Origin of the sequence: Desulfosediminicola flagellatus, from assembly GCF_005116655.2 — a bacterium.
Taxonomy (GTDB): domain Bacteria; phylum Desulfobacterota; class Desulfobulbia; order Desulfobulbales; family Desulfocapsaceae; genus Desulfopila; species Desulfopila flagellata.
The window spans coordinates 3,272,787-3,292,638 of record NZ_CP050698.1 but is presented as its reverse complement, the minus strand read 5'-3'; the positions used below and the strand labels follow the sequence as shown (position 1 = coordinate 3,292,638).

Genomic DNA, 19,852 nt, shown 5'->3' with positions numbered 1-19,852 from the left:
AATTGTTACACGTATTTTCCAGCGTGAAAATCAACGAAAATACTACGCAGCGACTATGGATCTCTTGCTGTGAATTTTGCCCTCAATAATCTTATCTTGCGTAACCTCTAAAATTTTCCATTTTTTCTCTATCTTCTACTTTTCTGATATCAGCGATATTGCAGATCGTAAGATCTCTTCCTGATGATAATGATTAAAACAACTGTGTGATAAATGTTTGATATTAAATGTAGTTGTTAGTATCTGTATGGGGCTTTGGACTGTTTTTTTGAAAATCGTGTTAATTACTACAATTTAAGGAGTTAAGTTGAAGCTGAAACTCGTCACATTATTACTGATACTGTTTTCTCCTCTATTTGCGCTTGCTGACAATGAAACCCCTCTCACTGATGAGGAGAAGTATATCGAATGGGCGAAAGGAATATGGGATTCTATTGATCGCCAAACCGGTGATATTGTGTTGCCGGATGCTGGTGCCAAATTGCATGTCCCCGAGGATTTTTATTATTTGTCACCAAAAGATTCCGAGAGAATCCTTGTTGAAGTTTGGGGTAATCCTCCGGGCCAGGATACATTGGGGATGCTTTTTCCAGCAGAGAGCACGCCTTTTGATCAAGACTCCTGGGCTGTGACAATCAGTTATGAAGAAGATGGGTATGTCTCTGATGAAGATGCTGATAAGATAGATTATTCGGAATTGCTTGAAGAAATGCAATCGTCGTCATCGGCTCAAAATGAAGAGCGCGTTAAGCAGGGTTACGATCCTGTTGTTCTTGTTGGATGGGCCGCCCAACCGTATTATGACAAGGAATCACATAAACTCCACTGGGCTAAAGAACTTAAATTCGGAAACCAGGAAACTAACACCTTAAACTACAATATCCGTGTGCTTGGTCGAAAAGGCGTTCTTGTGCTGAATTTCATCGCAGATATGGATCAAAAAGAACTTATTGAGACAAAGCTTGATACAGTATTGTCTCTAGCAGATTTTGATCAGGGTTCTACCTATAAAGACTTTGATCCTCAAATTGATAAAGTTGCAGCCTATGGAATTGGTGCTTTGGTTGCTGGTAAGGTGCTTGCAAAAACAGGATTTTTTGCGATCGGGCTTATTTTCATTAAGAAATTCGGTGTCTTTATCGTTGTTGGGCTAGGAGCATTATTCAAAGGTCTGTTTAAACGAAAAGATGCGTAACTGCTTTTGAATGACCTGCTTACTCGGTTTCTTTGATTTTTCGTTCTTATTGGTTGCTGCAATAAGAGAGGTAGGGATAGTGGCTGGGAAACAGGTAATACTCAGAGCGAGCGCTGCTGACAAAATGAGTGTTCGTTGTATAACTGATCCGGTTATAAAATTGAAAAGCCGGGGGAACCCCCCGGCTTATTCTTGAGTCTGTTAGTTGTTACTGAGCACTTTGACTGGTGAGGACTTCCATCACCTGTTCCAGGCTGAAACTGGCAGGTTTCTGGCGTGGTGGGTATTCAGCAAATGTCTTGAGGAATTCTCCTACATAGGCTTGAGCCGGTACCAGAAGATATGCGCGATCGAGTAACCAGTCAAAATAGGTGTTAGATGTGATCTGAGAGCGTTCATACGGGTCGCGACGAAGATTAAATATCAGTGGTATGCGAAGAGGTACAAATGGTTCGATCCATGCCTGCAGGGTTGCTTCGGCACGCTGTTCCATAAAGATAAGCTTCCAGTCCTGATATCGAAGGGCTGTAAGATCTCCATCATCGGAAAAGTAGAAAATCTCCTTACGAGGAGATGATTCTTCCTGCCCTGTGAGGTACGGTAAAAAGTTGTATCCATCAAGATGAACTTTGAAATTCTTATTGTCAGCGTTGTAGCCTTTCAACAATTGTTCTTTCACATCAGTCACGCCCGCAGCAGCGACAAATGTCGGTAACCAGTCCATATGGTGCATGATTTCGTTGGATACGCTTCCCGGTTTAATTTTACCAGGCCATTTGACCATCGCAGGTACTCTCCATCCACCTTCCCAGTTGGTGTTTTTTTCACCACGGAATGGGGTGGAAGCAGCGTCAGGCCATGTGTTATAGTGAGGGCCATTGTCAGTGGAGTAGAAGACAATGGTATTATCCGTAATCCCGAGATCATCAATTTTTTTCAGGATTTCACCAACGTGCCTGTCATGTTCAACCATGCCGTCACTGTACTCATCCTGACCTGAAATTCCTCTATTCTCTTCTTTTACGTGAGTTCGGAAATGCATGCGGGTGCCATTCCACCAGAGGAAGAACGGTTTGCCTGCTGCATGTTGACGATCCATGAAGTCAAGCGCAGCTGCAACTGTCTCGTCGTCGACGGTCTCCATGCGTTTTTTCGTGAGTGGGCCAGTATCTTCAATTCTGCCATCTACAAATGATTTGATTACACCACGTGGACCAAATTTTTTACGAAATTCCGGGTTCTTGGGGTAATCTTCATTTTCTGGTTCTTCTTCTGCATTGAGGTGATAGAGGTTGCCGAGAAATTCATCAAATCCGTGATTAGTCGGCAGATGCTCATCTCTGTCGCCAAGATGGTTTTTGCCAAATTGTCCTGTAGCATAACCAAGAGGCTTGAGTATTTCCGCAATTGTCGGATCTTCTGCAGCCAATCCTTCTTTAGCGCCGGGTAATCCAACTTTGCTCAAACCAGTTCGGAATACTGATTGTCCGGTAATAAACGATGATCGGCCTGCGGTGCAGCTCTGCTCACCGTAATAATCTGTGAACATCATACCTTCACTGGCTATACGATCAATATTTGGGGTTTTGTAGCCCATCATTCCTCTTGAGTAGGTTGAGATATTGGTCTGGCCAATATCATCACCCCAGATGACAACAATGTTTGGTTTCTCAGCAGCGAATGCCTGCGAGTGTGCGGCAATAACCACCCCCAGGCATATGGCTGTACCGGCTACGAGTTGTTTGAGAGATTTATTAGAAATACTACTCATACAATTCTCCTTTTTTAGTTAATGTTAGAAGTAATGTGAATACGGGAAATGCATAAATATGAGGTTCAGTCAAAGGTTAATGGACTGAACTTACATGTGAGTGTATAGTCTGTTAGGTAATATGTAAAGAGTCACTTGGAAGAGTTCATTATTCAACTGACAAGATCTAGATTGGCTTTGCTGGAGGTAGATGTCTAATTGTGGCTTTCCATATAAAAATTTATCAACATACATTTTGAAATAAATGACATTATTATCTGGTCGCGCCCGATCTGGATCTTTGCGTGGATTTATTCTTCATATTCATCCTGCCAAAATAGCCTCTGAAACACTTCGTTTCAGTTTAACTTTCGGCCTTGGTGGTATCTCTGTAATGCTGGTCATCATTCTTGCTATTACTGGGATTTTACAGTCAATATCGTATGTACCTGAGATAGGTGGAGCATATACTTCTGTAGTGTCTATGCAACAGGGTGGGAATTTTAGTGGCTGGATTCGAAATATACATTACTGGTCGGGCAATTTGCTTATAATCAGTGCTGCATTACATCTGCTTCGGGTTTTCTTTACAGGTGCTTTCTCTACAGGTCGGAAATGGAACTGGGTTGTCGGTCTTGGGTTGCTGTTTCTTCTATTTGCGGCCAATTTTACCGGATATCTTCTTCCATGGGATCAGTTGTCATATTGGGCTGTGACGATCTTTCTTAATATGATCGGCTATATCCCAGTTGTTGGATCAGGTCTCGCGCAGCTATTACGCGGAGGTGATGAGATCGGCACCTCAACACTTTCTACCTTTCACGCTATACACACCGCAGTTTTACCATTCTGTTTAGCAATTGTGCTTCTGTTCCATTTCTGGTTGATCCGCAAAGCTGGTGGTGTTGTACAGCGAAGTAAAACATCAGATTCATCTTCTGAAATGGTATCAGTGATTCCACATTTGATTGTTCGTGAAACTGCCGTTGGTCTATGTCTTCTGGCTTTTGTATTACTCTTTGCAGCACTATTTGATGCTCCATTAGCAGAACATGCTAATCCTGGTATGAGTCCTAATCCCGCAAAGGCGGCATGGTTTCTTATGGGGTTGCAGGAATTACTTATGCACCTACATCCTGTTTATGCAATTTGTATCTTTCCGGCCCTGGGCTTGTTTTGTCTTCTGGTGTTGCCATGGATTAATAATAGTTCGTTACCAAAGGGAAACTGGTTTGGAGGAAAAAAAGGCCGCCAGCTCACATTAAGAGTTTTTGGGGGCAGTGTATTCATGACATTTGTCCTCCTGGTTGTAGATGAAAAGATTAAATCTGCCGGAGAAGCGATTGCTACTGATGCTGTTACACGAGGATTCATTCCGCTTTCCATTACAATCGTGCTGTTCATAGCAGGCTATTATCTGCTTACAAGGCAATTTACATATTCCCGGGCGGAGGCAGTAATGGCTGGTTTTGTCAGTGCTATTACGGTCATGATATGTCTTACGGTGACAGGTGTCTTCTTTCGGGGGCCAGGTATGATGTTATTGTTTCCTCTTGTGTAATTGGATCTTTCCTCTATGAAAAATATGTGTGAATGTTCGGACCAGCGAAATCCAGCGAAAACTGGAAGGCGGAAATTTTTGAACCGTCTATGGGTATTTCTTGGTTGTCTAGCCACTCTTGAGTTGGGATGGTTGACTATATCTATTTTGAAATCCCGGCAAGCGAATAAACAGTCGGATACAAAAGAAAGAACAATAACAGCTGGCAATATTATCGATTATTCACCCAACACTGTGACAGCTATACCTCGAGGCCAGTTTTATCTAGCCTGCCTTCAGGATGGGAGCTTTCTTGCTCTTTCCAGAACGTGTACTCACCTTGGTTGTTCAATTCCCTGGGATAATGGTGAACAGAAATTTATCTGTCCATGTCATGGCTCGACGTTTGATATCAAAGGGGAAGTGCTGACACCGCCAGCGACCAGAGCTCTTGACAGTTATCCTTTGAAGATTGAAAACGGAGAGATTCGAGTCAATATTGGTAGATCTGAAAAACGATTAGATAACGGGAAACCCCGCTCGGTGAAGGCGTAACTATGTCGATATCTGATCGTGAACCAGAGAAAAATAGCGTGGAATATCCGTCAAAAAGCTGGGAATTGTCAGCAATCATTGCCGCTTGCATAATTTTGCTTACACCATTTGTTTACACCTGGCGAATCAATGCCAGCTCTGAATTATTACCGACTACAGATGTAGAGTTTACAGGTTCAGCCTCATGCCGGGAATGTCATCGTGATGCGTATCAGAAGTGGCAGGGGTCTGATCATGACAAGGCAATGGCTGAAGCCAATAGCGAGACTGTGCTTGGTGATTTTAGTAATGTCAGTTTTACTGATCCATATACAGATAGAATCAGCAGATTCTTTATGGATAATGGTAAATATCAGGTAGAAACCGAAGGGCCGGATGGCAAGCCAGGTATATTTACCATCACCCATACCTTTGGTGTCTATCCTCTTCAGCAATATCTTATACCCTTTCCTGATGGTAAGCTCCAATGCCTGAGCATTGCCTGGGATGTCGAAAAAAAAGCGTGGTACCGTTTACCACCGTATGATGTTGTGAGTCATACCGATTGGTTACATTGGACTAGAGGAGGGCAGACATGGAATGGTATGTGTGCAGAATGTCATTCAACTCGTCTGCAGAAAAATTATGATATGGAATCCAACTCATACTCCACGATCTGGTTTGAGATAGATGTTGGCTGCGAAGCGTGTCATGGTCCAGGCAGTGAACATCTTAAATGGGCAGAGTTGCCGGCACTGGGAAGATCTCAACTTGATGATTTTGGTCTGGTAATACCGACAAGCAATGTTTCAGCAGACCAGCACATCATGACATGCGCGCCCTGTCATTCACGCAGATACCAACTTGGAGATAATCAACATAAGAATGAAGGACTGCTTGATGTCATGGTGCCTTCGTTATTAACGGAAGACCTTTACTATCCGGATGGGCAGATCAAAGATGAGGTATATGTATACGGCTCATTTGTGCAAAGTAAGATGTACCGACATGATGTTCGGTGCAATGATTGCCATGATCCGCACACGCTCAAACTGCATAAAAAAGATAATGCGTTGTGTCTTCAATGTCATAGAGCTTCAGAATACGATACCCCTCAACATCATTTTCATAAAACCGAATACAAAGGGAAACCAAGTGAAGGGTATTTATGCGTAAAATGCCATATGCCCGGACGTATGTATATGGGAATAGATTACAGGCCCGATCATAGTTTGCGTATTCCACGTCCAGATCTCTCCAAAAAGCTCGGAACACCCAACGGTTGCTCTACCTCTGACTGCCATGGTGATAAACCATTGGATTGGACTATTGAACATTATACCAAATGGTATGGTGAGACTACTAAACCGCACTACGGAGAAATCCTTGCTGCAGGCAGAGAAGTTGAGGAAAACATAGACCAGCAACTCATTGCCTTGGTCAATGATGAATTGCTTCCCGGTATTGTTCGGGCAACTGCACTCAATCTGTTACGAAATTACCCGGGTGAAAAGACAGCTCATACTGTTTCGAATGCACTTATGAGCGACGATCCTCTCATTCGTCAAACGGCCATTCGTTTACTGAATCAAACTGATGAGGAAACGTTGTTAAAACATGTTGCACCAAAACTCTATGATCCTGTAAAGGCAGTGAGGATTGAGGCAGCCTCCAGGCTTGCTGGAATTCCAAAGGAAAAGTTACGAAAAGAAGACCTGCCGACCATGGCAGCCACACTTGATGAGTATCGCACATCCATGGAGTATAATGCGGATTTTGCACCTCAGCGGTACAACCTCGGAAATCTTGAAAATGCATTAGGGAATTATCAAAATGCTATAGAGTATTATCTGGAAGCCATAAATATCGATGATCAGTTTATACCTGCAAAAGTTAATCTGGCAATGGGGTACAACAATATCGGTAAGAAAGAGCAGGCTGAGCAACTTTTACGAGAGGTGGTCACTTCTCATCCCCAGATGCATGAGGTTACCTATTCCCTTGGCTTGCTTTTATCAGAAAGTGAAAGATATGAAGAAGCAGCCGAGTTGCTTGGTCGTGCTTCCGATGCTATGCCTCAATATTCACGTGCCCGTTACAATTATGGTCTTGCACTGCTCAAACTTAAACGATGGGAAGATGGGGCAGGAGCTTTACACCAGGCGATATTGCTGGAGCCTGAGAGAGAAGAATATTTCATTACTCTCGTTAATCTCTATTTGAATTTTAGAATGAATGACCATGCACGTGCACTTGTAGAAGAGGTGTTGGCGTTAGCACCTGATCATGCAAATGCTAAAGAATTGTTACGGGTTATGAAAGAACATCAATAGTACTATCCAGTATTTTTGTAGTCTCGTGATGAGATCATTCTAGTGAGATTTGGAAGGGAGGTAGTTATGGGTTTTCACTCTAATCGATAGAAAAACAACGTGTTGATATCAATTAGACAAACCTGATAGCAAGAAGGTGACGAATGAATAAAGGCCCGATGCTATTTAAAGCATACGGGCCTTTGAAGTATAGCTCTATGGTGTGATTACATATTGCGACGATACTGCCCGCCAGCTTCATACAGAGCATTGGTGATCTGCCCAAGGCTACAGTATTTAACTGTATCAATCAGTTGTTCGAAAATATTTTCGCCGCTTAAGGCAACCTGCTTGAGTTTTTTCAGCTCATCAGCAGAGTGTTCTTTATTTCTTTCCTGAAAATCTGCCAGTCTTCGTAACTGGTCTTCTTTTACTTCATCAGTAGCCCGTGCTAACTCCAGACTGGCATTTGCTTCATCAGAGCTTGTGTTAGGGTTTCTGAAGGTGTTTACACCGATAATCGGGTATTCGCCAGAATGTTTGAGATGTTCATAATACAGAGATTCTTCCTGAATTTTGCTGCGTTGGTATCCGGTTTCCATTGCGCCGAGGACACCGCCACGGTCGCTGATACGATCGAATTCTGAGAGAACCGCCTCTTCAACCAGATCGGTAAGTTCATCGACAATAAAGCTGCCCTGTAGTGGGTTCTCGTTCTTTGCAAGACCCCATTCACGGTTAATAATGAGCTGGATTGCCAGTGCGCGTCTCACAGACTCAGAACTTGGCGTGGTGATAGCTTCATCATACGCATTGGTGTGCAAACTGTTGCAGTTATCATAGATTGCGCAGAGAGCCTGTAATGTGGTTCTGATATCGTTGAATTGGATTTCCTGGCAATGAAGAGAGCGTCCTGAAGTTTGAATATGATATTTAAGTTTTTGAGAGCGTTCAGATGCATTGTATTTTTCTCTCATTGTTACAGACCAGATTCGGCGGGCAACACGGCCAATCACTGTGTATTCAGGATCCATGCCGTTTGAGAAGAAGAACGAGAGGTTTGGCGCTATCTTGTCGATATCCATACCTCGCGCCAGATAATACTCTACATAGGTGAAGCCGTTTGAAAGCGTCAGAGCCAACTGGGTTATAGGGTTGGCACCGGCTTCAGCAATATGGTAGCCGGAAACGGAAACAGAATAAAAATTACGAACGGCGTTTTTAATAAAGAATTCCTGAATATCTCCCATCATTTTAAGAGCAAATTCAATTGAGAATATACAGGTGTTTTGTCCCTGATCTTCTTTAAGAATATCTGCCTGGACAGTTCCCCTAACATTAGCGAGGACATCCCGTTTAATTTTGGCAGCTATGTCTTTATCTGCTTTTCTATTATTCTCCGTTTCAAATTTCGCCACTTGCTGATCAATTGCTGTGTTCATAAACATGGCAAGAATGATCGGGGCAGGGCCGTTAATCGTCATGGATACAGATGTGGTCGGAGAACAGAGATCAAAACCATCATAGAGAAGTTTAACATCATCGAGTGTACAGATGGAGACACCTGATGTGCCGATCTTACCGTAGATATCGGGGCGCTTGTCCGGATCCCAGCCGTAAAGTGTTACTGAATCAAATGCAGTAGAGAGCCGCTTCGCATCGTAGTTCCCTGACAGAAGCTTGAAACGCTGATTTGTCTGCCCAGGACCACCTTCGCCAGCGAACATTCGTGTCGGATCTTCACCTTCACGCTTAAGCGGGAAAACACCTCCGGTAAACGGGAAAAATCCAGGGAGGTTTTCTTTTCTGAGCCAGGTGTATGTATCGCCCGGATCAGTGAATTTGGGCAGAGCAATTTTCGGGATCTTAGTGTGTGAGAGTGATTCAGTATAGAGCGGTACACGGATCTCGCGTCCACGTACATGGTAAACAAGTTCATCACCGGAATAAGCAGCTTTGCATTCATTCCATGCTTGAAGTGTCTCTTCAGTATCTTTATCTACAGATTGAGCAAGTTTGTCAGCTTCCTGCTTGAGGATGGTAATCACATCTGCATTGCCGTCCCCAATAAGGTTAATACTCTCGGTCATATGCCATGAGTTTCTGGCAGCAACTGCCTGCTTTTCTGTTTCTGTGTGATAACCTCGAACAGTATCTGAGATTTCAGAGAGATACCTGATACGGTTTGGCGGGATAACGATAGTTTTAGAGGAAGGTGTCTTCTTTTCTGGTTTAGCAAGTTTGGGCTGAAGGTCTGTGCCCATCTTTTCATTCAATTTCTCAACTATGCCGTGGTACAGCGCTGTAACACCATCGTCATTAAACTTTGAGGCGATAGTGCCATAGACAGGAAAATCTTCAGGAGATTTGGAAAACTCCTTTCGATTCCTCATCACTTGCTTGCGTACGTCACGGATGGCATCGTCGCTGCCTTTCTTTTCAAATTTATTGACCACGATAATATCGGCGTAATCAAGCATATCGATCTTTTCAAGTTGTGATGGTGCCCCATATTCACTGGTCATCACATACATAGAGATATCTGCAAGATCAGTAATTCTTGAGTCGCCCTGACCGATACCAGCTGTTTCAGCGATAATCAGATCAAAGCCGGCAGCTTTTACTATTTTAATAGCTTCCGGAAGCGCTTCAGAGACCTCGTTAGCTGAGTCGCGAGTTGCGAGGCTGCGCATATACACTCGATTAGTCCCGGATATAGAGTTCATCCTGATTCTGTCACCAAGTAATGCTCCACCAGTCTTTCTACGGGAAGGGTCACAACAGATTATGGCGATATTAAGATCATCGAGATCGTTCAAAAATCTCAGCAACAGTTCATCAGTAAGCGAAGATTTACCGGCACCACCAGTCCCGGTTATGCCAATTACCGGTGGATGGAATTTATCAGCCATTGGCTGAATCATCTCCATAAGCTCAGTAAGATTGGCCTCACTTTGGCTTTTTGCCTGTTGGGCAGCAGTAATAAATTTTGCTATTTCTTTTTTGTCGGAATAGTGCAGATTTTCGGGTTTGAGATCGGTAAGGCTGGTGGTCGAGAAATCCATGCAGGAGATCATATGATTGATCATACCCTGCAAGCCCATTGAAGCACCATCTTCAGGCGAATAGATTTTGGTGACTCCATACTCTTCCAGTTCGCGAATTTCGTCGGCAACAATAACTCCACCACCACCGCCAAAAACCTTAATATGTGATGCATCATTCTCTTTCAAGAGGTCGATCATATACTTGAACGCCTCCATATGCCCGCCCTGATAGCTGGACATTGCAATACCATGTGCATCTTCTTCTATGGCCGTGTCAACGAGCTCTTGAACCGAGCGGTTATGGGCTAGATGAATAACTTCAACGCCGGAATCCTGAAGAATCCTCCGCATAATATTTGTGGAGGCGTCGTGACCGTCGAAGAGGGAGGTGGCGGTAATAATCCTGACACTGTGTTGGGGGGAATATACTTCAACGTTCGCGTTCATGTTTCACCTCAAATCATTAAAAGAAATGACGACGTGGCCTTTAAAGCCGTGGTGCACAAACATTTCACGCGAATCCTGATAGAAATCTGACTAAGAAGGAGGCTTAACCTATTGCCGGACTCTTCTTGTTTGCCAGAAAACTCATAATGAATTCGGTCTGCTGCTCGATATATTTCTCGATGGTAAAATGTTTGGCGAAATACCACCGCCTGAATGCCCAGGTATGTCCAATAACGGAGATATTATGGCCGATCAGGGTAATGGTATCGTCATCCAGTTCCGGCAGTGTGCCTGTTTTCTTAATCTGTTGCATTGCCTCTATGAAGAGGTCAGTGATTCCTATTTCGGCTTCCAGCACTTTTCGTTGCCACTTAGGCGAGAGAAAGTGTGTAACCTGGTACATCAGCAGTACGTGATCGCTCATTTTGTCGCAAACCAGGAAAAACTCCCGGATTACCTCTGCAAGGGCGTCTGCGCCGCTAAGCGGCCGTGCAAGAGCTTCTTTAACACCTTCTTCAACTTCAGAGTGGATCGCCATGCAGACGAGGTAGAGCACATCTTCTTTCGTTGAGATGTAGTCGTACATGGTACCGATGGAAAGCCCTGTCGCCTTTGCGAGAAGACGTGTTGTTGTCTTGTGGTAGCCGTGTTCGATAAAGAGTTTAACAGCGGCATCAACAATCTGACGACGTCTTTCATGCACCAGGTCCTGGTTCTTTATCTGGGTCTCTACCTCAATTGCGTCTGTATCTTTTGTTCTCATGTAAACCGTTACTCTGTGTTGTATTTCTGATGATTGCTGATTGCTAAAAAGATCAAAATTAAAAAATCTAGCAACTAGAAGTGTTTCTCAGATGAGCTTCAAACAGTATTAACAGGTAAACTATACAATATTTAAAAAGAACAAAAGTAAAACATGTACTTCGCTGTAGATAGATCTCACCCTATGTGATGGATATTGTAACAATATCCATCACACGGAGTGATTAACAATCTATCAGGCTACCTGCAGTTTCTGAGTTAATTCAGGTAAAAACTGTTTTAAGTCCGCTACTACAAGTACATCTGCAACTTCGCCGATAGGTGCATCTTTATCGGTGTTGACCGCTACAACAAATTCAGATTTCTTCATTCCTGCCAAATGCTGGATCGCGCCGGATATGCCGCAAGCAACATAGAGTTTCGGAGAGACCGTCTGGCCTGTGGTGCCAACCTGTCTGGCATGATCTACCCACTCGGCATCAACAACCGGACGACTTGCGCCGTATTCGCCTCCAAGTGCTTTGGCAAGATTTGAGACGATTGCAATATTATCAGCACCCCCAACACCGCGGCCTGCACTGACTATTACATCAGCTTTTCCAAGATCTACACCATCCTCAGAAGCCAGTTCATAGCCGTGAAAAATTATATTTCCTGCTGTATCGGTTGCTATCTGTTTAACGATTGGGCTTGCAGTTATATCTTCAGCCAGGCCGAATGCGCCAGCTTGGAGTGTGACCACTGTAATTGCGGAGTTAGCTTTCATCCTGCGTCGAAGTTTAGAGTTGCATGCAGGTACAACCGGTGTGCCATCAGCAATTTCAGAGACTTCTGAGAACTGTGCCGCACCCAGGCTATAGGCAACACGAGGTGCCAGATCCCAGCCGTATGATGAATGGCTGAAGACGATCATATCTGGTTTTTCCTGGGCCACAATCTCAAGAATCAGCTCTTTATGTACTGACGGATTGTATTCGTTATATCTGTTACTGTCAGCGAGATAGAGTGTTCCTTCATATCCGGGTAGCGCAGTTTCGCTGCCAACCATAAACATGATGCTTTCAGCATTCATCTGCCTGCTAAAAGCTATTAACTCGCTGCTGCAACCGAGAACCTTGCCATCACGTGATTCGGCAATCAATAATACTTTCATATGGTCACCCCTATCTGGCAAGAACGCCGGTTTTTTCTTTAAGAATGGCAATCAGTTTATCCGCCAGTTCGCCTATATCACCTTCAAGTATCAATCCGCCGCCTTTTTTCTCAGGCAACTGCATAGAGGTGGTTTCCATTTTAGCATCGACCTTAAGAAGGTCCTGAACAGCGATGGTGAGCAACTCTTTTTTCTTTGCCTTCATAATATTGGGCAGAGTTGGGTAACGCGGGGTGTTAAGTCCGAGTTGACAGGTGAAGAGGGCAGGGGCAGATACAGAAACCAACGCTTTTACTCCACCTTCAAGCTCACGTTTAACCTTAAAAGCAGTACCTTCACATGAAAATTCGACAACTGTTGTGATTGACGGGATATTGAGCATCTCGGCTACCAACACACCAACCTGAGCACTGCCACGGTCTTGCGACTGCATGCCAGTGAAGATCGCGTCAAATGATTTATCTTTTGCGTATTCAGCGATTATTCCGGCAATCTCAAATGGATCTTTAGAGAAATACGCAGCGTCGTCAATATGCGCACCGCGATCACAACCCATGGCGAGTGCTTTTTTCATTGTTTCTTTAACGCGGTCCGAGCCTATGCAGAGTACAGTCAAATCGCCGCCGGTCTGTTCTTTTAACTGGACGGCCTGTTCAACTCCGTATTCGTCGTATTCGTTCATTCGCCAGGCGAGGTCACTGGTATCGTACCAGATGCCTGCTGCATCTATTTTAAATTTGGATTCCATGTCAGGAACCTGTTTAATGCATACTAAAATTTTCATAAGTGGATCTCTTTTCAAGGGTTGGGAAATGTCTTTTGGCTCAATGTCAGCGTTATGTATCAAAATTATGTCCTCGGCGTATTACATATACGCCTGTGGGATAATTTCGACACATGTTTCGGAGTCTGACGCTTACCTGATCTTGAACAAAATTCTATTTCCGGTAGCCCGTAATTTTGGTTTAAAAACAACTGCTAGTTTGACGTGTTCTAAGTACTAGGTGGAAGCTGTGTATTTTTGTCGAGATCAAGGCATGGGGATCAGGTTAACCGGAGACGTACAGTTTGTACGTCGAGGATTAAACAGGTTACCATAACGCCGAGATCGATCAAAATACATGGTTCCAGCCTATCGGCAGAGATTGGTGCCTATTACCAATCTCTGTATCTCACTGGTGCCTTCGTAAATCTCAGTGATTTTGGCATCGCGCATCATGCGCTCTACCGGAAATTCTCTGGTGTAGCCGTAGCCGCCAAGTATCTGCACCGCCTGAGTGGATACCTTCATTGCTGTCTCGCTGGCTACCAGTTTTGCCATTGCGGAGGCCTGGGTATATGATTGGTTATTGCTGGCCTTGTATGCTGCCTGATAGACGAGAAGTCTGGCTGCTTCGACCTGGCATGCCATGTCTGCAAGCTGGAACATAATTCCCTGAAAGCTGGATATAGGGCGGTCGAATTGTTTACGCTCTTTGGCGTAATTGACTGCTTCTTCCAGTGCGCCCTGGGCAATGCCGAGTGCCTGGGAGGCGATGCCTATACGGCCGCCGTCCAGTGTTTTCATAGCGACCTTAAATCCTTCACCCTCTTTACCGAGGAGGTTCTCGGCAGGGATCTCGCATTTTTCGAAAACGAGTTCCATGGTTGGTGAAGAGCGGATTCCCATTTTTTGTTCTTTCTTGCCAAAGGTAAATCCTGGTGTACCCTTTTCTACGATAAATGCGCTGATACCGTGATGTTTTTCTGCATTTTTGTCAGTGCGTGCCATAACCACGTACACTTCGGCGTCGCCTGCGTTGGTGATGAATATCTTTGATCCGTTAAGGATGTATTTATCACCTTCTTTCATTGCAGTTGTCTTAGTGCCACCAGCGTCGGAACCGGCTGAAGGCTCTGTAAGACCAAATGCGCCCATCTTTTCACCCTTGGCCATGGGGACCATGAATTTCTGTTTCTGCTCTTCAGTACCAAAAAGATAGATAGGGTTGGTGGCGAGCGAAAGATGGGCAGAGAGTGTTACGCCGGTGGAAGCGCAAACCCTCGACAGTTCTTCAACGGCAATGGCGTAGCTGATATAGTCAGCTCCGGCACCACCATACTCTTCGGGAAAGACAATACCGGTAAGGCCGAGTTCGGCTAACTTGTCGAACATCAGGGCGCGGTCAAAGCGTTCCTCTTCATCACGTTCTCTAGCAGAAGGGGCAATTTCATTTTCTGCGAAGTCGCGGACCATGTCCCGTATGAGGCTTTGTTCCTCAGTTAATTCGAAATTCATATCGTCTACTCCGAATAAATCTAAAAAAATTGAAAATAACCATTCTACACCCGGTGGAGGAGTCTTCGACGACTAACTGTTCCAGTGGGCGGTGGTACAGGGGCCGGATCTAAGCCAGCCGGGTGTAGAATGAATCTTAATTGTGCCTGGAAAGTGTCCTTTTGCCCGCTATCATCGTTGCTTAAAAATTTTAATCCTCGGAGTATTGTTTATACGCCTGTGGTTAAAATTTTTTCGCGCCTTGATATCGAACAAAATTCCATCTTTCCAGAGCTACAATTATTCGATCTAACAATTGCTGATTACTTCTTCTTGGAGCTTAACTCTGGGAAATTCCAATAAAAGTATTCTTGTTTTTCGCCTGCTTTACCGGCTTCTTTTTTGTCTGTCTCGTTCTGGCGGAGCTCGACTCGTCTGATCTTGCCGCTAAGAGTTTTCGGCAACTCTGGGACAAATTCGATTATGCGAGGAATCTTGAATTTCGCCAGGATGTCGATGGTATGTTTGAACAGGTCAAGAGCAAGTTGTTCTGATGGCTCAAAACCTTCTTTTAAGATAACGAAGGCCTTTACAAGCTGATGACGTTTAGGATCAGGGATACCGACAACCGCAGATTCTCCAACAGCGTCATGCTCAATCAGTGCACTTTCGACCTCAAACGGTCCGATGCGGAAATCTGAAGACTTAATAACATCGTCACTACGTCCGACAAACCACCAGTACCCATCTTCATCAATCGAAGCTTTGTCACCGGTGTAATAGAAGTTGTCGACGAAGACACTGGCCATCTTTTCAGGAGTTCCAATATATTCGGTAAATAAGCCGAGGCTTCTCCAGCGATCAAGACGAACTACGATATGGCCTGGCTCATCTGCTTTGGTTATTTCATTGCCTTCATCATCGGCAAGGGTCACGTCGTACATAAATGACGGGCTGCCAAATGATCCGCTGCGCATTTTGCCAGCCATCCATGGAGCATTACCAATCATTGCTGTTGATTCTGTCTGACCATAAAAATCGCGTATTTCTGTACCAGTCAGCTCTTTCCACTTAGAAATTACTTCAGGGTTTAATGGTTCGCCTGCACCTACGGATTGTCTCAGTGAAGAGAGGTCGTATTTGGTAAGATCCTGATTAATGAACATTCTCCATGCGGTAGGTGGAGCGCAGAAGGTAGAAACCTTATGCTTTGCAATTGCGGTCAGGTATTTGGGGCCATCAAGCGCTTTAAAGTTAAAACCGGCGACGGTTGCGCCAACGTTTAATGGAGCAAAGAAGCTTGACCATGCCCATTTAGCCCAACCGGGAGCACTGAGGTTATGATGTACATCGTCAGGACGAATACCGACCATAACTGCTGTTGAGATATGACCTAGTGGATAGGACGTTGCTGTATGGCCAACGCGTTTTGGCAGGCCGGTGGTTCCGGATGTGAAGAAACAGAATAACAAATCTCTGGAGCCAGTAGGTGCTGCTTTTGCCATTGTTTTTTCGTCGTTAAGCTGACGATAGCTAACCCAACCGTCTTTTTCGCCGAGAACGATCTTGATTTTAGGTGTAATTCCAGTCAGCTTAAGAGCTTCATCCATGATGTCTGCATAAATTTCATCGGCCAGGATACAGCTTGGTGCGTAGGTCTCAAAACGGAATTGCAGTTCACGAACAGTCATAGTGGTAGCGGTCGGTACGGTTACTATGCCGCCCTTTACACAAGCATAACTTGCAAACCAGGTCTCAGGTACAATCGGAGTCATCATGTACATGTTATCGCCCATATCCATACCGGCACTATGAAGCTTGTTCAGACATTGGTTGCCGCGATCTGCCAACTCTTTGTAGGAGTAGCTTTGGCTTTCTTCAGTGTGAATATCGGCCCAGATAAGGGCGGTGTGGTCAGGGCGATCTTTTACATGCAAGCCTTCAAAAATTTCTTCAGCCCAGTTAAATTTCTCTGGAAGTTCCATCGCGTTGAGCTTTTCGAAAAAAGCTTTTGCAACCGCTTCTTTCTGGTCGTTGTCATCCATCATGTTGAGGTCCATTACCTCTTTGTACAGATTTACCATACTCATAATGACTCCTTGCAGTTCAAGTTAAGAGATGCACACCACACCCGGGCCTTAATTTGGCCGTGCTACATAAACTGAAAAATATAATACCGAGCGCTCGGTCGGTTTATTAATGCAACTAGAAAACAAATCATATTGTTTGTCAAAGAAAATTTGTAAAACCTCGAAAAAATACATAGTACAGATAAATATTCTACCAGATTACCTGTCTACATATACAATTGTAGCCTGTACGTTTTTCGTTCGCCTGATCTTTGAATGTTAACATTATGAACCGATTAATATTTCACTCTCACTGTTAGGAAATATTTTGATGATGCCGGAAAATGATTGACAAAAACCTCCGTATGAATAAACATCGTCAATATGGAGAGCGAGCGCTTGGTCGGTTTTTATTTTGTTCGATTAAACAATGAAATCGATAGAGAATCAAGAAGAAAATTCTCCCAATGCGCTCAAAGGGATATGGTTACTGTATTTTGTAGGTAACCAGCTCGTATAGAAACAGCACGTCAGTTCAGTCAAACGAACCAATTTAGAGAGGAAAGCTATGAAACAAGCTGTGATAGTCAGTGCAGTACGAACTCCACTAGGGAGTTTTGGTGGTTCATTATCAAAGATTGGTGCGACTGATCTTGGAGCGCATGTGATTAAAGAAGCGGTTAAGCGTGCAGGCATTGCCGGGGAAGAAGTTAATGAATGTATCATGGGTATGGTTCTGCCATGCGGCTATGGGCAGAATCCTGCAAAGCAGGCGGCGATAAAAGCTGAACTTCCTGATCTGGTAGAAGCTATTACCGTCAATAAAGTGTGTGGTTCATCGCTCAAAGCAGTCATGCTGGCTGCCCAAGCTATTCAGTGTGGAGACGCTGACGTGGTTGTTGCAGGTGGTATGGAAAATATGAGTATGGCACCATATTACATGGAAAAAGCGCGGTGGGGCTATCGTATGGGGCCGGGCAAAATAGAAGATCATATGGTCCATGATGGTTTATGGGATGTGGTTAACGATTTCCATATGGGTATGTCCAACGAGTTGATTTGTGAAAACTGGAAAGTCAACCGTGTAGATCAGGATAAGTTTGCAGCAGAATCGTACGAAAAAGCGATAGCAGCAGTGCAATCGGGAAGGTTTGATGAACAGATAATTCCGGTACCGATCCCTCAGCGCGGAAAAGAACCGAAGATGTTTGCGCGTGATGAATGTCCTCAGCCTACTGATTACGATACTCTTTCTAAAATGCGTCCAGCCTTTAAAAAGGATGGCGTAGGAACCGCTGGTAACGCATCAATTATCAGTGATGGCGCTGCGGCTTTGGTAGTTATGAGTCGCGAAAAAGCAGAAGAACTTGGTTGTGAAATCCTGGTTGAGATTGGCGCTCAGGCTTCTCATGGTATCGAGTTGAAGTATGTCTTAATGGCACCAATATATGCTATCCCCAAAGTGTTAAAGAAAGAAGGCTTGTCAATAAATGATATAGAACTGTTTGAGATCAACGAAGCATTCAGCGGCACATCAGTAGGAATTAACAGGGTACTTGAGCTTGACGTCTCGAAGGTAAACGTTAATGGCGGCAGTGTTGCAATCGGCCATCCTATTGGTGCAAGTGGGGCCAGGTTACTGACAGATCTCATATATGAGATGAAACGGCGTGATGTAAAGCGTGGTCTTACTTCATTGTGTCTTGGTGGTGGTGAGGCTGTAGCGCTTATCGTTAAACGCTAGTAAGTTTCGGAATGTAAACTCGTTAGAGAGTACCCATTTTTCTCACATTCCTTGATTTGAGTAAAATGGTGACTCTCAAACAAATTGTTGGCCTCCGAAAAGTAGAATTTAGAAAAATATAAAATCATCGGGAAAATTCGAGGGACGATATGAACGTGAAAGCATTTGGGGTTGTTGGATCAGGTCAGATGGGTAACGGTATCGCACAGGTTGCAGCCGCGAGTGGCCTTAATGTTCTGATGAGTGACATTAAGCAGGAATTTGCGGAGAACGGGCTGGCTAACATCGCACGCAACCTGAATCGTATGGTCGATAAGGGCAAAATTACTGATGACGATCGAAATGCGACCCTGGCGCGTATCAAGATCACCACAAACCTCGAGGATATGGCCGAGGTTGATTATGTGGTAGAGGCTGCTACAGAGCGCGAAGATTTAAAATTCAAGGTCTTTCAGGATCTGGATAAAATTTGCCCTGCCCATGTGATTCTTGGTACAAATACCTCATCCATTCCTATTGGCAGGATTGCTGCGCAGACCAAACGACCTGAAAAGGTAATTGGCATGCATTTTATGAATCCTGTACCTGTTATGAAGCTTGTTGAGGTTATCAAAGGCCTGCCCACCTCGGATGAGACCTTTAAAATCACATGGGATCTCTGTGAAAAATTTGGCAAGACACCAGCTGAGGCCAATGACTTCCCAGGGTTTATCGCCAATAGAATACTCATGCCGATGATCAACGAGGCGATCTTTTGTCTCTATCAGGGCGTAGGCAAAAAAGAAGACATTGATACGGTTATGATGCTTGGTATGAATCACCCGATGGGACCGCTTGCACTTGCGGATCTGATAGGGCTTGATACATGCCTTGCGATTATGGATACATTGTATGACGGCTTTAAGGATTCTAAGTATCGCCCATGCCCACTACTGAGAAAATACGTAGAGGCGGGGTATTTAGGTCGGAAAGTCGGCAAAGGTTTTTATGAGTATTGAAAAACGGTAATTAGCAACCTGGGTACAACGAAAGGCAATTGCAG

13 protein-coding genes are annotated in these 19,852 nt (G+C 44.3%); 6 read left to right on the top strand and 7 right to left on the bottom strand.

Annotated features, from left to right (window positions below):
- The first annotated feature begins 307 nt into the window (after nt 1–307).
- The gene (locus FCL46_RS13740; protein WP_136807758.1) at nt 308–1,195 is read left to right on the top strand and encodes a DUF2167 domain-containing protein; all 888 of its coding nucleotides are present in this window, start codon (nt 308–310) and stop codon (nt 1,193–1,195) included.
- Between the two features lie 208 nt (nt 1,196–1,403).
- Here FCL46_RS13740 and FCL46_RS13735 read toward each other — a convergent pair whose 3' ends face one another.
- Nucleotides 1,404–2,966 carry an arylsulfatase gene (locus FCL46_RS13735; RefSeq protein WP_136807760.1) on the bottom strand — a complete coding sequence of 521 codons (1,563 nt, stop codon included), beginning with the start codon at nt 2,964–2,966 and terminating at the stop codon, nt 1,404–1,406.
- A gap of 244 nt (nt 2,967–3,210) precedes the next feature.
- Here FCL46_RS13735 and FCL46_RS13730 point away from each other — a divergent pair, with 244 nt between their 5' ends.
- From FCL46_RS13730 to FCL46_RS13720, 3 genes are all read left to right on the top strand, one after another.
- Entirely contained in the window at nt 3,211–4,506 is a 1,296-nt protein-coding gene (locus FCL46_RS13730) for a cytochrome b N-terminal domain-containing protein (protein ID WP_136807762.1), read from the top strand.
- Between the two features lie 78 nt (nt 4,507–4,584).
- A complete protein-coding gene (locus FCL46_RS13725) occupies nt 4,585–5,040 on the top strand; it encodes a QcrA and Rieske domain-containing protein (RefSeq protein ID WP_217909629.1) in 456 nt (151 codons plus the stop codon).
- Between the two features lie 2 nt (nt 5,041–5,042).
- The gene (locus tag FCL46_RS13720; protein WP_136807764.1) at nt 5,043–7,352 is read left to right on the top strand and encodes a tetratricopeptide repeat protein; all 2,310 of its coding nucleotides are present in this window, start codon (nt 5,043–5,045) and stop codon (nt 7,350–7,352) included.
- Nucleotides 7,353–7,558: 206 nt separating this feature from the next.
- On the opposite strand, the gene icmF is transcribed toward FCL46_RS13720, so the two are convergent.
- The 6 genes from icmF to FCL46_RS13690 form a co-directional block, all read right to left on the bottom strand.
- Nucleotides 7,559–10,825: a fused isobutyryl-CoA mutase/GTPase IcmF gene (gene icmF, locus FCL46_RS13715; RefSeq protein WP_136807766.1), complete on the bottom strand. Its 3,267-nt coding sequence runs from the start codon at nt 10,823–10,825 to the stop codon at nt 7,559–7,561.
- A 103-nt stretch (nt 10,826–10,928) separates the two neighbouring features.
- Nucleotides 10,929–11,588, bottom strand: coding sequence for a TetR/AcrR family transcriptional regulator (locus tag FCL46_RS13710; protein ID WP_136807768.1), 660 nt, complete (start codon nt 11,586–11,588; stop codon nt 10,929–10,931).
- A gap of 234 nt (nt 11,589–11,822) precedes the next feature.
- Nucleotides 11,823–12,740, bottom strand: coding sequence for an electron transfer flavoprotein subunit alpha/FixB family protein (locus FCL46_RS13705; RefSeq protein ID WP_136807770.1), 918 nt, complete (start codon nt 12,738–12,740; stop codon nt 11,823–11,825).
- Between the two features lie 10 nt (nt 12,741–12,750).
- Entirely contained in the window at nt 12,751–13,524 is a 774-nt protein-coding gene (locus FCL46_RS13700) for an electron transfer flavoprotein subunit beta/FixA family protein (RefSeq protein ID WP_136807772.1), read from the bottom strand.
- A 348-nt stretch (nt 13,525–13,872) separates the two neighbouring features.
- Nucleotides 13,873–15,018, bottom strand: coding sequence for an acyl-CoA dehydrogenase (locus FCL46_RS13695; RefSeq protein WP_136807774.1), 1,146 nt, complete (start codon nt 15,016–15,018; stop codon nt 13,873–13,875).
- Between the two features lie 302 nt (nt 15,019–15,320).
- Nucleotides 15,321–17,087: an acetate--CoA ligase gene (locus FCL46_RS13690; RefSeq protein WP_136807776.1), complete on the bottom strand. Its 1,767-nt coding sequence runs from the start codon at nt 17,085–17,087 to the stop codon at nt 15,321–15,323.
- Between the two features lie 547 nt (nt 17,088–17,634).
- On the opposite strand from FCL46_RS13690, the gene FCL46_RS13685 reads away from it, so the two are divergent.
- Entirely contained in the window at nt 17,635–18,810 is a 1,176-nt protein-coding gene (locus FCL46_RS13685) for an acetyl-CoA C-acetyltransferase (RefSeq protein WP_136807778.1), read from the top strand.
- Nucleotides 18,811–18,959: 149 nt separating this feature from the next.
- Entirely contained in the window at nt 18,960–19,808 is an 849-nt protein-coding gene (locus tag FCL46_RS13680) for a 3-hydroxybutyryl-CoA dehydrogenase (RefSeq protein WP_136807779.1), read from the top strand.
- Nucleotides 19,809–19,852: the final 44 nt, after the last annotated feature.